Below are 12,250 nucleotides of genomic sequence, written 5' to 3'. Positions count from 1 at the left end.
AGGTGAACCCATGCCGGGTATAGAAGCCCTCGCCGAACGGCTGTCGACCTATCTAGGCCCCGAACAGGTCAACCTGGTCCGGCGCGCCTACTTCTACGCCGAACAGGCCCACGATGGGCAGCGCCGCCGCAGCGGCGAGCCCTACGTGACCCACCCGCTGGCCGTGGCCAGCATCCTCGCCGACATGCACATGGACCATCAGAGCCTGATGGCGGCCATGCTGCACGACGTGATCGAAGACACCGGCATCGCCAAGGAAGCCTTGAGCCAGCAATTCGGCGAGACTGTCGCCGAGCTGGTCGACGGGGTCAGCAAGCTGACCCAGATGAACTTCGAGACCAAGGCCGAGGCGCAGGCCGAGAACTTCCAGAAGATGGCCATGGCCATGGCCCGCGATATCCGCGTGATCCTGGTCAAGCTGGCCGACCGCCTGCACAACATGCGCACGCTGGAGGTGCTGTCCGGCGAGAAGCGCCGGCGCATCGCCAAGGAAACCCTCGAGATCTACGCCCCCATCGCCAACCGCCTGGGGATGCACACCGTGCGCGTGGAGTTCGAGGACCTCGGCTTCAAGGCCATGCACCCGATGCGCTCGACGTTGATCCACCGCGCGGTCAAGGCCGCCCGTGGCAACCGCAAGGAGATCGTCGCCAAGATCGAGACCTCGCTGGCCAACTGCCTGGCCGCCGACGGCATCGAGGGCGAAGTCAGCGGCCGGCAGAAACACCTCTATGGCATCTACAAGAAGATGCGCGGCAAGCGCCGCGCCTTCACCGAGATCATGGACGTGTACGCCTTCCGCATCATCGTCGACAAGGTCGACACCTGCTACCGCGTGCTCGGCGCCGTGCACAACCTGTACAAACCGCTGCCGGGGCGCTTCAAGGACTACATCGCGATTCCCAAGGCCAACGGCTACCAGTCGTTGCACACCACGCTGTTCGGCATGCACGGCGTGCCCATCGAAATCCAGATCCGCACCCGCGAGATGGAAGAGATGGCCAACAACGGCATTGCCGCGCACTGGCTGTACAAGTCCAACGAGCAGGAGCAGCCCAAGGGCAGCCACGCCCGCGCCCGCCAATGGGTCAAGGGCATCCTCGAGCTGCAGCAGCGCGCCGGCAACTCGCTGGAGTTCATCGAGAGCGTGAAGATCGACCTGTTCCCCGATGAGGTCTACGTCTTCACCCCGAAAGGCCGGATCATGGAGCTGCCCAAGGGCTCCACCGCCGTCGACTTCGCCTACGCGGTGCACACCGACGTCGGCAACAGCTGTATCGCCTGCCGCATCAATCGCCGCCTCGCACCGCTGTCCGAGCCGCTGCAGAGCGGCTCCACCGTCGAGATCGTCAGCGCGCCGGGCGCACGGCCGAACCCGGCCTGGCTCAACTTCGTGGTCACCGGTAAGGCGCGCACGCATATTCGCCATGCCCTCAAGCAGCAGCGCCGCTCCGAGTCCATCAGCCTTGGCGAGCGCCTGCTGAACAAGGTGCTGACCGGCTTCGACAGCAGCCTGGAGCTGATTCCCCAGGAGCGTATCCAGGCCATTCTCAGCGAGTACCGCCTGGAGCTGATCGAGGACCTGCTCGAAGACATCGGCCTGGGCAACCGCATGGCCTACGTGGTGGCCCGCCGCCTGCTGTCCGCCGAGGGCGAGCAACTGCCGGCGCCGGAAGGCCCACTGGCGATCCGCGGCACCGAGGGCCTGGTACTCAGCTACGCCAAGTGCTGCACGCCGATCCCGGGCGATGCCATCGTCGGCCACCTGTCGGCGGGCAAGGGCATGGTCGTGCACCTGGAAGACTGCCGCAACATCAGTGAAATCCGCCACAACCCAGAGAAGTGCCTGCAGCTCTCCTGGGCCAAGGACATCACCGGCGAGTTCAATGTCGAGCTGCGCGTCGAGCTGGAGCACCAGCGTGGCCTGATCGCCCTGCTGGCCAGCAGCGTCAACGCCGCCGACGGCAACATCGAGAAAATCAGCATGGACGAACGCGACGGCCGTATCAGCGTGGTCCAACTGGTGGTCAGCGTGCGCGACCGCGTGCACCTGGCCCGTGTGATCAAGAAACTGCGCACCCTCACCGGCGTGGTCCGCATCACCCGGACACGTGCGTAGTCCGCCAACCGCAAGGAGTCATCATGAGCAAGACCGTCATCAACAGCGACAAGGCCCCTGCCGCCATCGGCACTTACTCGCAGGCGATCAAGGCCGGCAATACCGTCTACATGTCGGGCCAGATTCCGCTCGATCCAAAGACCATGGAGCTGGTCGAAGGCTTCGAAGCCCAGACCGTGCAGGTGTTCGAAAACCTCAAGGCTGTAGCCGAGGCCGCCGGCGGTTCGTTCAAGGACATCGTCAAGCTGAACATCTTCCTCACCGACCTCAGCCACTTCGCCAAGGTCAACGAAGTCATGGGTCGCTACTTCGAGCAGCCCTATCCGGCCCGCGCCGCCATCGGCGTGGCAGCCCTGCCGAAGGGCTCGCAAGTCGAGATGGACGCCATCCTCGTCATCGAGTGATGCCCCAGGCGGCCGGCGCCCTGCCTGCCGCCTTTCCTGCCTGAAGGTCCCCACCATGCGTCATGCCCTGCCCCTCGCGCTGGCAGCCCTGATCCTGGGCGGCTGCGCCAGCCACAAACCTGAAGACCTCGACGGCACCTGGATCAACCAGGACGCCATCGACTCCGCCGTCAAGAGCGGCCGAATCACCCAGACCCTGAACAAACACGGCCTCGCCCTGGAATGGAAGCTGGATGTGGCCAAGCAGGCTGCCAGTTATACCAACGGGTTCGAAGCCGTTGACGGCCACCTGGTAACCGCCAAGGAGCCTTGGGAAGTCAGGTTTTCCGGTGATCAAGGCCAGCAACTCGGCCTCTCCGGCGACACGTTGACCACCAACGACCCGGAGGTCGGTAAACAGCGGTTCGTGCGCAGCAAAACCGCGGGCAACGCTCCATTGGGCGGCAGTTTCGAGAGGGCGCTGTACCAGGCCTACCTGGGCGGCGACTGGAAGATCGTCGAAGGCCAGGGCAAAGGCGCCGTGGTGCGCTTCAGCGACACTGGCAGCGTGACCGGCCTGCCCGGCCCGGATCGTTTCGCCCTGTGCCTGGCCGGCGACTGCGCCGATATGGGGGGTAGCAACGACAGCCTGTGGCTTGAACGCAACCAACGCGGCGCACCGTGGATGTTCAAACGTGACGGCGACACCCTGGAAATCTACCAGGCGGTGAATCTTGCCCAGCCCGATGAAAAACCGCAGCTGACGCCCGGTGCGCGGCAGTGGCTGCTGGAGAAGGATTGACAGATCCAGCCCATTCGCCGGCAAGCCGGCTCCTACAGATTACGCTTCACCTGTAGGAGCCGGCTTGCCGGCGAACTGCCACTCAACGCCCTGCCAGAATGGCCGCATACCCCTCTTTATAACTCGGATACTGCGGCACCCAGCCTAGCGCCCGCGCCCGCGCATTGCTGCAGCGCTTGCTGCCGGTACGCCGCACGCGTTGCTCATCCGACCATTCGGTCACCCCAAGATACCCGCGCAACCAAGCCACCACGTCAGCCAGCGGCGCCGGGTCGTCATCCACGCCGATATAGCAATCATCGAGCGCTACACCCTGGGCATCAGACTGCAGCAGATGCGCCAGCAAGCTCGCGGCATCCTCGGCATGGATCCGGTTGCCATACAAGGGCGGCTCCTCGGCTACACGATAGCCCTGACGAACCTGACTCAGCAGCCACTCTCGGCCCGGGCCATAGATACCGGTCAGGCGCACGATGCTGGCAGGGATGTCACTTTCAAGGGCCAGACGCTCCGCTTCCAGCATCACCTTGCCGGAATAGCCTTCAGGCGCGGTGCTGGCGGTCTCGTCGATCCACTCGCCATCCTGCTGCGCATAGACACTGCTGCTGGAAACGAACAGCAGGCGGCGCGGCGCCTGGCCGTTGCGCTCAAGCCACCCCAGCACATGGCGTAACCCCTCGACATAGGCGGCCTGGTAGCCGGCCTCGTCATGCTGGTTGGCGGCCACGCAGTACACCAGGTAGTCAGGCGCGCACTCGGGCCAGGCCTCAGGTTGGCGGCGATCAGAAAGATCGGCGGCAATGGGCCGCACGCCTTCGGGCAGCTGATCGACCGAACGCCGCAAGCCGCTGACCTGCCAGCCTTGAGCAAGCAGTTGGCGGGCCAGGCGGCTGCCCACATCACCGCAACCCACGATCAAAGCTGAAACGTCTGACATACCAAATCTCCCAATGCGAAAGGCGCAGGCTATCGGGTTAACGCGATCAACGGCTATACCAAGGTCAAAAAAAGCAATCTCATTACTTTTGTTAACAAGAATTACTTGCAATAATGGCCGCCTTGTCTGTTCTCGGCCTGCTTCGAGGCCTTGAAGAACTCAACCCATTTCTCTTCATCAGGTCCGGCCAGCATGACACGCACTCAACCTTCCGCTTCGCCAACCCCGTCGCGCGCCTGGCGCGCCATTGCCGCGCTGATGTTCAGCCTGGTACTGGCCCCGGCAGCCATGGCCGAAGAGCCTGTCGCCGCTACCCCGGCAGCCGCCGCTGTCGCCGCCCCGGCCACGCCTGCCGCCGAAGGCCAGGCCCCGGTTGCCGCACCGACCGACGCGACTGCTCCGCTGGAAGGCCAGGCCCCGACCGACGAGAACGTCCAGGCGATGGTCGAAGACACTTCGCTGGGCATGGCCCACGACCTGTCCCCCTGGGGCATGTACAAGAACGCCGACGTGGTGGTGAAGGCCGTGATGATCGGCCTGGCCATCGCCTCGATCATCACCTGGACCATCTGGATCGCCAAAGGCTTCGAGCTGATGGGCGCCAAGCGCCGCCTGCGTGGCGAGATCGCCGCCCTGAAACGCTCGGTGAGCCTGAAAGAGGCCAGCGAGGTGTCGAACAAGGAAGGCACCCTGGCCCACACCCTGGTGCATGACGCCCTCGAGGAAATGCGCCTTTCGGCCAACGCCCGCGAGAAAGAAGGCATCAAGGAGCGCGTCAGCTTCCGCCTCGAGCGCCTGGTCGCCGCCAGCGGCCGTACCATGAGCAGCGGCACCGGCGTGCTGGCCACCATTGGCTCCACCGCCCCGTTCGTCGGCCTGTTCGGTACCGTCTGGGGCATCATGAACAGCTTCATCGGCATCGCCAAGACCCAGACCACCAACCTTGCCGTGGTCGCCCCCGGTATCGCCGAAGCCCTGCTGGCCACCGCCCTGGGCCTGGTCGCGGCGATCCCGGCCGTGGTCATCTACAACGTCTTCGCCCGCTCCATCGCCGGCTACAAGGCCCAGGTGTCCGACGCCTCCGCGCAGGTCCTGCTGCTGGTCAGCCGTGATCTGGACCACCAGGGTGGCGAGCGCGCCGCCCCGCACATGGTGAAAGTGGGGTAAGCCATGGGCCTGCATCTCAACGAAGGTGGCGACGATCTCGCCGAAAACCACGAAATCAACGTTACGCCGTTCATCGACGTGATGTTGGTGCTGCTGATCATCTTCATGGTTGCTGCCCCCTTGGCCACGGTCGACATCAAGGTCGACCTGCCCGCCTCGACCGCCAAGCCTGCGCCGAGGCCCGAGAAGCCGGTGTTCGTCAGCGTCAAGGCCGACAAGAAGCTGTATGTCGGCGATGACCAGGTGGCCCAGCCCGACCAGCTTGGCAGCATGCTCGATGCCAAGACCAAGGGCGACAAGGAAACCACCATCTTCTTCCAGGCTGACAAGGGCGTCGACTATGGCGACCTGATGGAGGTGATGAACACCATGCGTGCCGCCGGTTACCTGAAGGTCGGCCTGGTCGGACTCGAGACGGCAGCCAAGAAATGACGAAAACGCGCTCGAACATGGCGCGCTACGGTGGCAGCCTGGCACTGGTGCTGGGTGTGCACGCGGTCGCCGTGCTGCTGACGCTCAACTGGTCGGTGCCCCAGGCCATCGAACTGCCACCGGCAGCGATGATGGTTGAGCTGGCACCGCTGCCCGAGCCCGCGCCGCCGCCGCCGCCGAAGGCCGCCCCGAAACCACCGACGCCGGTCGAGGAACCGCCGCTGCCGAAACTGGCCGAGGCGCCCAAGCCGAAGATCGCCATCCCCAAGCCGCCCAAGCCCAAGGCCAAGCCACAGCCGCCCAAGCCTGAGAAAAAGCCTGAGCCGCCGAAGGACGAGCCACCAGCCAAGGACGATGTCGCGGACACGCCGCCGAGCAACTCGCCACCGCAGAAGTCGGCGGCGCCACAGCCAAGCATCGCCTCCAACAGCAACGCCTTGCCGAGCTGGCAAAGCGACCTGCTGCGCCACCTGGCCAAGTACAAGAAGTACCCCGAGGACGCTCGCCGTCGCGGGCTGCAGGGCATCAACCGCCTGCGCTTCGTGGTCGATGCCGAGGGCAAGGTGGTGTCGTACTCGCTGGCCGGTGGTTCCGGCAGTGCGGCCCTGGACCGGGCGACGCTGGAGATGATCCGCCGCGCCGGCACGGTACCCAAGCCGCCAGCAGAGCTGCTGAACAATGGCACGATCGAGGTGGTCGCGCCGTTCGTCTACTCTCTGGACCGACGCTGACGTTTTTGTTTCTGTCACAAAACGGCAAGTCTGATAACGTGCGTCTATCGATTGCAGCCGCTATGCTGGGGCCGCAACTTCATGGACGCACGTTATGACCCTCACCGAACTCCGCTACATCGTCACCCTCGCGCAAGAGCAGCACTTCGGCCACGCAGCCGAGCGTTGCCACGTCAGCCAGCCGACTCTGTCGGTGGGCGTGAAGAAGCTCGAGGATGAACTCGGCGTGCTGATCTTCGAGCGCAGCAAGAGCGCGGTGCGCCTGACCCCGGTCGGCGAGAGCATCGTCGCCCAGGCGCAGAAGGTCCTTGAGCAAGCCCAGGGCATCCGCGAACTGGCCCAGGCCGGCAAGAACCAGCTCACCGCCCCGCTCAAGGTCGGCGCCATCTATACCGTGGGCCCGTACCTGTTCCCGCACCTGATTCCGCAGTTGCACCGGGTCGCACCGCAGATGCCGCTGTACATCGAGGAAAACTTCACCCACGTGCTGCGCGAGAAGCTGCGCAATGGCGAACTGGACGCAGTGATCATCGCCCTGCCGTTCAACGAGGCCGACGTGCTGACCCTGCCGCTGTACGACGAGCCGTTCTGCGCGCTGATGCCGGCCGACCACCCGTGGACCGCCAAGGACACCATCGACACCGCGCTGCTCAACGACAAGAGTCTGCTGCTGCTCGGCGAGGGCCACTGTTTCCGCGACCAGGTGCTCGAAGCCTGCCCGACCCTGAACAAGGGTGGCGAAGGCGCCAAGCACACCACGGTCGAATCCAGCTCGCTGGAAACCATCCGCCACATGGTCGCCTCGGGCCTGGGCGTGTCGATCCTGCCGCTGTCGGCGGTGCACAGCCATCATTACGCCCCGGGGGTGATCGAAGTGCGCCCACTGACCGCGCCCGCACCATTCCGTACCGTCGCCATTGCCTGGCGCGCCAGCTTCCCGCGGCCGAAGGCCATCGAGATCCTCGCCGACTCGATCCGCCTCTGCTCGGTGGCCAAGCCGCCCGTGGAACAACCGGCCTGAGCCCATGACCGAGCTGTCGAACGTCCCGGTCACCACGCTCAAGGGCGTAGGCGATGCCATGGCGGAAAAACTCGCCAAGGTTGGCCTGGAGAACCTGCAAGACCTGCTGTTCCACCTGCCGTTGCGCTATCAGGACCGCACCCGGGTGGTGCCCATCGGCCAGTTGCGCCCAGGCCAGGACGCAGTGATCGAGGGTGTGGTCAGCGGCGCCGACGTGACCATGGGCAAGCGCCGCAGCCTGGTGGTACGCCTGGGCGACGGCAGCGGCTCGCTGAGCCTGCGCTTCTACCACTTCAGCAACGCGCAGAAGGAAGGCCTCAAGCGCGGTACCCACCTGCGTTGCTACGGCGAAGCGCGCCCGGGCGCCTCGGGCCTGGAGATCTACCACCCGGAATACCGCGCGCTCAACGGCGACGAAGCGCCACCGCCGGTGGAACAGACCCTGACGCCGATCTACCCGACCACCGAGGGCCTGACCCAGCAGCGTCTGCGCCTGTTGTGCCAGCAGAGCCTCGGCCTGCTCGGTCCGCGCAGCCTGCCCGACTGGCTGCCTGACGAGCTGGCCCGTGACTATCAGTTGGCACCGTTGAGCGACGCCATCCGCTACCTGCACAACCCGCCGGCCGATGCCGACCTCGACGAGTTGGCTGAGGGGCACCATTGGGCCCAACACCGGCTGGCCTTCGAAGAGCTGCTGACCCACCAACTATCCCAACAGCGCCTGCGCGAAAGCCTGCGCAGCCTGCGCGCGCCGGTGCTGCCCAAGGCCAGCCGCCTGCCGGCGCAGTACCTGGCCAACCTCGGCTTCAAGCCAACTGGCGCGCAACAACGGGTCGGCAACGAGATCGCCTACGACCTCAGCCAGCCAGAGCCGATGATGCGCCTGGTCCAGGGCGATGTCGGCGCGGGCAAGACCGTGGTCGCCGCGCTGGCCGCCCTGCAGGCCTTGGAGGCCGGCTACCAGGTGGCATTGATGGCGCCTACCGAGATTCTCGCCGAACAGCACTTCATCACCTTCAAGCGCTGGCTCGAACCGCTGGGCATCGAGGTCGCCTGGCTGGCCGGCAAGCTCAAGGGCAAGGCCCGTGCCAGCGCCCTGGAGCAGATCGCCAGCGGCGCGCCAATGGTGGTCGGCACCCACGCACTGTTCCAGGAAGAAGTACAGTTCAAGCACCTGGCCCTGGCGATCATCGACGAACAACATCGCTTCGGCGTGCAGCAGCGCCTGGCCCTGCGCAAGAAAGGCGTCATGGGCCAGCTGTGCCCGCACCAGTTGATCATGACCGCCACCCCGATCCCACGCACCCTGGCCATGAGCGCCTACGCCGACCTGGACACCTCGGTCCTCGATGAATTGCCGCCCGGTCGTACACCGGTGAACACCGTGCTGGTCGCCGACAGCCGTCGTTTCGAGGTGGTCGAGCGAGTCCGCGCCGCCTGTGCCGAAGGTCGTCAGGCCTACTGGGTGTGCACCCTGATCGAAGAATCCGAGGAGCTGACCTGCCAGGCCGCCGAGAGCACCTTCGAAGAGCTGGGCAGCGCCCTGGGCGAACTGCGCGTGGGCCTGATCCACGGGCGCATGAAGCCTGCGGAAAAAGCGGCGGTGATGGCCGAGTTCAAGGCTGGCGAGCTGCAACTGCTGGTGGCTACCACGGTAATCGAGGTCGGCGTCGACGTACCCAATGCCAGCCTGATGATCATCGAGAACCCCGAGCGCCTGGGCCTGGCCCAACTGCACCAGTTGCGCGGTCGGGTTGGCCGAGGCAGCGCAGTGAGCCATTGCGTGCTGCTCTACCATCCGCCACTGTCGCAGATCGGTCGCGAGCGCCTGGGCATCATGCGCGAAACCAACGATGGCTTCGTCATTGCAGAGAAGGACCTGGAGCTGCGTGGCCCCGGCGAGATGCTCGGTACCCGGCAGACCGGCTTGCTGCAGTTCAAGGTCGCCGACCTGATGCGCGACGCCGACCTGCTGCCGGCCGTGCGCGACGCCGCCCAGGCCCTGCTGGCACGCTGGCCGGCGCACGTCAGCCCGCTGCTCGACCGCTGGCTACGCCACGGCCAGCAATATGGCCAGGTGTGACGCCCGTCCCATTATGGATCCAGCTTGCCGGTCAGGCTGGTTATACTTCGCGTTTAAAAGAATCAATGGATACAGACCATGACTGAAGTTGCCCTGGATACCGCAACCCCACACGCACCGTCTGTCATCCGGCTGTTGCTCGAAAAACTCGGCGTGACCTACCGCGAGGTCGCCGAGCACCCTGGGTTGCCAGCCGCCTCGCGGGTCCAGGCGGTGCTGCTCGACGACGAGATCGGCGCACTGATGGTGCTGTTCCCGCACAGTCAGCTGCTGGACCTCAAGCGCCTTGAAGAGCTGACCGGCCGTAAGCTGACCGCCGTGCCCCTGGCGCGCCTCAAGCACATGCTCGACAAGCATCACCTCAAGACCCTGCCCGCCATCCCGGCGCTGACCAGCTCGCCGTGCCAGTACGAGAAGAGCCTGCTGGACAACGAGACCCTGTTGATCCAGTCGGGTGAAGCCGGGCTGCTCCTGGAAATCGGCCGTACCGCCTTCAAGAAGATGCTGGCCAAGGCCAGCGCCAGCACCTTCGGCCAGCCGATCAGTGATATTCGCCTCAGTTTCGAGCAGTTGGACGGCCCGCCCAAGGAAGTCATCCGCGCCGTCCAGGCCTTCACCGCCCGTCGCATCCAGCAGCGCTTGGAGCAGACCATCGAGATCCCACCGCTGGCCGACACCGCGCAGAAAATCATCAAGCTGCGCGTCGACCCCAACGCCAGCATCGACGACATCACCGGCGTGGTGGAGACCGACCCCGCCCTGGCCGCGCAGGTGGTCAGCTGGGCAGCCTCGCCCTACTACGCCTCACCCGGCAAGATTCGCTCGGTGGAGGACGCGATCGTGCGCGTGCTGGGCTTCGACCTGGTGATAAACCTGGCCCTGGGCCTGGCCCTGGGCAAGACCCTGAGCCTGCCCAAGGACCACCCGCAGCAGGCCACGCCGTACTGGCAGCAGTCTATCTACACCGCCGCGATAATCGAGGGCCTGACCCGCGCCATGCCGCGCGCCGAACGCCCGGAGGCCGGCCTGACCTACCTGGCCGGCCTGCTGCACAACTTCGGCTACCTGCTACTGGCCCACGTCTTCCCACCGCACTTCTCGCTGATCTGCCGACACCTGGAGGTCAACCCGCACCTGTGCCACAGCTATGTGGAACAGCACCTGCTGGGTATCAGCCGCGAACAGATCGGTGCCTGGCTGATGAAGCTTTGGGACATGCCGGACGAACTATCCACGGCCCTGCGCTTCCAGCACGACCCGGAGTACGATGGTGAGTATGCGGCCTTCCCCAACTTGGTGTGCCTGGCAGTGCGCCTGCTGCGCTCGCGGGGTATCGGCTCGGGCCCGCAGGACGAGATCCCGGATGCCCTGCTCGAGCGCCTGGGGCTGACCCGCGACAAGGCCGAAGAAGTGGTGAACAAGGTGCTGGAGGCCGAAGCGCTGCTGCGCGAATTGGCGTCGCAGTTCCACGTGCAGCATTAAGTCGAGGGGTGCTTGGCGCCCCATTCGCCGGCAAGCCGGCTCCTGCAGAAGATGCGTACCCCTGTAGGAGCCGGCTTGCCGGCGAACCCGTCACATAGGATCTCAGGCTTTCTTCTTCGGTTTCAGGTACTTCATCAAGCCCTGGAACCAGATCACCAGCGCCGGATTACCCTTGATCTGGATGTTCTTCTCCTGAATCCCCTGCATGAACGCCAGCTGCTTGTTGCCCGCCTGCAGCGTGGCAAAGCCGTACGCGGCATCCTTGAAGGCAATGGCGAACGCCGGCTGCGGGTGCAGGCCCCCCTGGCTGGTGATGCGCAAGTCCTTGACGATGAAGTGCCGGGCAACCTTGCCGTCGAGCGTCTGCATCTGGAAGACCAGGTCCTTGTCCTGCAGCTGCTGCTGGAACGCCGGGTTGTTGCGGCTGGCCTTGGCCATCAGCAAGCCCATGGCCCAGAGAAGAAAACGAAACTTCATCAACGCCCCTCGAATGAAAAATGACTGAGACGCGCAGTTTATCCGTTTCCCGCCCTGTTTATGCAAGTTCGCCGCATTTGGTTACCAGAAACGCAACGGGCGCCTCTCGGCGCCCGTCAGGATGACCTGCAAATCACTTTTTCTTGGCAGGCTTGGCCGGAGCGTTGACGCTGTCACGCAGGTTCTTGCCTGGCTTGAAGGCGACGGTATTGCTGGCCTTGATCTTCACCGGCTCGCCGGTCTGGGGGTTCTTGCCGGTGCGGGCGCCACGATGGCGTTTTTCGAAGGTCCCGAAACCAACCAGGGTGACGGTGTCCTTGTCGAGCGCGCCGGTGATGCTGTCGAGAATCGCGTTCAGGACAATATTGGCCTTTTCCTTGGTCAGATCGGCCTTTTCGGCGATGACGGCGGCGAGTTCTGGTTTACGCATAGTGAAGCCTCTTTGACGGGATTTCTTGTTGTTATGCCGTGCTGCCGAACAGAGCAGCGCTCAAGGCACCGCAGGCTCTAGCCTGCGGTAGACGTCAGTGAGGATGGCATGCCGGCCAGGACCGCGCCAGTATCTGGGCGGCCATTGTCGCGGCAAGAACAGGATAATTCCGACAGAACGCCCGCT

At 64.8% G+C, this 12,250-nt stretch carries 12 protein-coding genes; 9 read left to right on the top strand and 3 right to left on the bottom strand.

Annotated elements, in window-relative coordinates; all coding sequences use genetic code 11:
* Positions 1–10 precede the first annotated feature (10 nt).
* Genes spoT through E3U47_RS01645 form a run of 3 tightly spaced genes read left to right on the top strand, consistent with a single transcriptional unit; the run spans position 11 to position 3,304 of the window.
* Positions 11–2,119 (top strand): bifunctional GTP diphosphokinase/guanosine-3',5'-bis pyrophosphate 3'-pyrophosphohydrolase, encoded by a 2,109-nt coding sequence (gene spoT, locus E3U47_RS01655; protein WP_134689187.1) that lies wholly within the window; start codon positions 11–13, stop codon positions 2,117–2,119.
* A 23-nt stretch (positions 2,120–2,142) separates the two neighbouring features.
* Complete coding sequence (locus E3U47_RS01650) at positions 2,143–2,523, top strand: RidA family protein (RefSeq protein ID WP_003253379.1); 381 nt, start codon at positions 2,143–2,145, stop codon at positions 2,521–2,523.
* A 55-nt stretch (positions 2,524–2,578) separates the two neighbouring features.
* Positions 2,579–3,304, top strand: a complete 726-nt coding sequence (locus tag E3U47_RS01645) for a hypothetical protein (RefSeq protein WP_134689186.1) — start codon at positions 2,579–2,581, stop codon at positions 3,302–3,304.
* 82 nt (positions 3,305–3,386) lie between these two features.
* On the opposite strand, the gene E3U47_RS01640 is transcribed toward E3U47_RS01645, so the two are convergent.
* Positions 3,387–4,241 carry an SDR family oxidoreductase gene (locus E3U47_RS01640; RefSeq protein ID WP_134689185.1) on the bottom strand — a complete coding sequence of 285 codons (855 nt, stop codon included), beginning with the start codon at positions 4,239–4,241 and terminating at the stop codon, positions 3,387–3,389.
* A gap of 192 nt (positions 4,242–4,433) precedes the next feature.
* Between E3U47_RS01640 and exbB the strand changes: the two genes are divergently transcribed.
* From exbB to E3U47_RS01610, 6 genes are all read left to right on the top strand, one after another.
* Positions 4,434–5,408: a tonB-system energizer ExbB gene (gene exbB / locus E3U47_RS01635; protein WP_134689184.1), complete on the top strand. Its 975-nt coding sequence runs from the start codon at positions 4,434–4,436 to the stop codon at positions 5,406–5,408.
* Positions 5,409–5,411: 3 nt separating this feature from the next.
* A complete protein-coding gene (gene exbD, locus E3U47_RS01630; RefSeq protein WP_134689183.1) occupies positions 5,412–5,840 on the top strand; it encodes a TonB system transport protein ExbD in 429 nt (142 codons plus the stop codon).
* Positions 5,837–6,571 carry an energy transducer TonB gene (locus tag E3U47_RS01625; RefSeq protein WP_134689182.1) on the top strand — a complete coding sequence of 245 codons (735 nt, stop codon included), beginning with the start codon at positions 5,837–5,839 and terminating at the stop codon, positions 6,569–6,571. The genes exbD and E3U47_RS01625 overlap by 4 nt, the downstream gene beginning before the upstream one ends.
* A 94-nt stretch (positions 6,572–6,665) precedes the next feature.
* Positions 6,666–7,592, top strand: coding sequence for a hydrogen peroxide-inducible genes activator (locus E3U47_RS01620; protein ID WP_134689181.1), 927 nt, complete (start codon positions 6,666–6,668; stop codon positions 7,590–7,592).
* Between the two features lie 4 nt (positions 7,593–7,596).
* On the top strand, positions 7,597–9,675 hold the full coding sequence (gene recG / locus E3U47_RS01615; protein ID WP_134689180.1) for an ATP-dependent DNA helicase RecG: 2,079 nt from the start codon (positions 7,597–7,599) through the stop codon (positions 9,673–9,675).
* Between the two features lie 78 nt (positions 9,676–9,753).
* The gene (locus E3U47_RS01610) at positions 9,754–11,157 is read left to right on the top strand and encodes an aminoacyl-tRNA deacylase and HDOD domain-containing protein (RefSeq protein ID WP_134689179.1); all 1,404 of its coding nucleotides are present in this window, start codon (positions 9,754–9,756) and stop codon (positions 11,155–11,157) included.
* Positions 11,158–11,259: 102 nt separating this feature from the next.
* On the opposite strand, the gene E3U47_RS01605 is transcribed toward E3U47_RS01610, so the two are convergent.
* Both E3U47_RS01605 and E3U47_RS01600 read right to left on the bottom strand, forming a co-directional pair.
* Positions 11,260–11,634, bottom strand: coding sequence for a helicase (locus E3U47_RS01605; protein WP_134689178.1), 375 nt, complete (start codon positions 11,632–11,634; stop codon positions 11,260–11,262).
* 133 nt (positions 11,635–11,767) lie between these two features.
* Positions 11,768–12,064, bottom strand: coding sequence for an HU family DNA-binding protein (locus E3U47_RS01600; RefSeq protein WP_134689177.1), 297 nt, complete (start codon positions 12,062–12,064; stop codon positions 11,768–11,770).
* Positions 12,065–12,250: the final 186 nt, after the last annotated feature.

The organism is Pseudomonas sp. RIT623 (assembly GCF_004519305.1).
GTDB lineage: Bacteria > Pseudomonadota > Gammaproteobacteria > Pseudomonadales > Pseudomonadaceae > Aquipseudomonas.
Note: the sequence above shows the minus strand (reverse complement) of the source record. Positions and strands in the feature narration are given on the sequence as shown.